Raw genomic sequence first — 1,657 nt, 5'->3', positions numbered from 1 at the left:
TGCTGTGTACAACATTGCAACAGCAACAGGTAAAGATCCTAAAGGAAACAACGTTACCGATCAGTCTGAAAGTGGCAACCCTTCAGGTCCTGGTACGCCTCCTGTTGATCCTGCCTGTCCGGATTGCACGGTTACGCCACTTCCGCAAACTCCTGTTATTAAATTAACCAAAACCGGAACATACGCAGATACGAACGGCGACGGTAAAGTGAACCTTGGCGATAAGATCAGCTATACTTTCAAAGTTGAAAACACGGGTAACGTAACGGTGAGCGGCATCGTTATTACCGACCCTAAAGTAACCGTAACCGGTGGCCCGGTAACATTACTTCCAGGTGCTGCTGACTTAACTACATTTACTGCTTCTTACACGGTAACACAGGCCGATATTGATAAAGGTGCTGTTTACAACATTGCAACCGCAACGGGTAAAGATCCTAAAGGAAACAACGTTACTGATCAGTCAGAAAGTGGTAACCCTTCAGGTCCTGGTACGCCTCCTGTTGATCCTGCCTGTCCGGATTGCACGGTTACGCCACTTCCACAAACCCCGGTGATCAGATTAACCAAAACCGGAACTTACGCAGATACCAATGGCGATGGTAAAGTAAACCTTGGCGACAAGATCAGCTATACTTTCAAAGTTGAAAACACGGGCAATGTTACGGTAACTAATATAGTGGTTACCGACCCTAAAGTTAATGTTATTGGTGGACCAGTGACTTTGCTTCCCGGTGCAGCCGACCTATCAAGCTTCACTGCTTCTTACACGGTAACACAGGCCGATATTGATAAAGGTGCTGTGTATAACATTGCAACAGCGACTGGTAAAGATCCTAAAGGGAACAACGTTACCGATCAGTCTGAAAGCGGTAACCCTTCAGGTCCTGGTACACCTCCTGTTGATCCTGCCTGTCTGGATTGTACCATTACGCCACTTCCACAGACTCCTGTTATCAGATTAACCAAAACCGGAACATACGCAGATACGAACGGCGACGGCAAGGTGAACCTTGGCGACAAGATCAGCTATACTTTCAAAGTTGAAAACACTGGAAACGTAACGGTGAGTGACATCGTTATTACCGACCCTAAAGTAACCGTAACCGGTGGACCGGTAACTTTACTTCCCGGTGCTGCCGACTTAACTACATTTACTGCTTCTTACACGGTAGCACAGGCCGATATTGATAAAGGTGCTGTTTACAACATTGCAACCGCAACGGGTAAAGATCCTAAAGGAAACAACGTTACCGACCAGTCTGAAAGCGGTAATCCTTCAGGTCCTGGTACACCTCCTGTTGATCCTGGCTGTCCGGATTGCACGGTTACGCCACTTCCACAAACCCCGGTTTTTAAATTAACCAAAACCGGAACATACGCAGATACGAACGGCGACGGTAAGGTGAACCTTGGCGACAAGATCAGCTATACTTTCAAAGTTGAAAATACTGGAAACGTAACGGTGAGTGATATCGTTATTACCGACCCTAAAGTAACCGTAACTGGTGGACCGGTAACATTACTTCCTGGTGCAGCAGACCTATCAAGCTTCACTGCTTCTTACACGGTAACACAGGCCGATATTGATAAAGGCGCTGTTTACAACATTGCAACAGCGACTGGTAAAGATCCTAAAGGGAACAACGTTACCGAT

General features: G+C 46.7%; 1 protein-coding gene. It reads left to right on the top strand.

Going from position 1 to position 1,657, the window contains the following annotated elements; translation table 11 throughout:
* On the top strand, positions 1-1,657 hold a 1,657-nt coding region (locus OQX63_RS23200), incomplete at both ends, for a hypothetical protein (RefSeq protein ID WP_322974562.1).

The sequence above is a fragment of the Pedobacter sp. PF22-3 genome (genome assembly GCF_026239555.1).
In the GTDB taxonomy this organism is placed as follows: domain Bacteria; phylum Bacteroidota; class Bacteroidia; order Sphingobacteriales; family Sphingobacteriaceae; genus Pedobacter.
The sequence above is the reverse complement of the archived record's forward strand: the minus strand, read 5'-3'. Positions and strand labels throughout refer to the sequence as shown.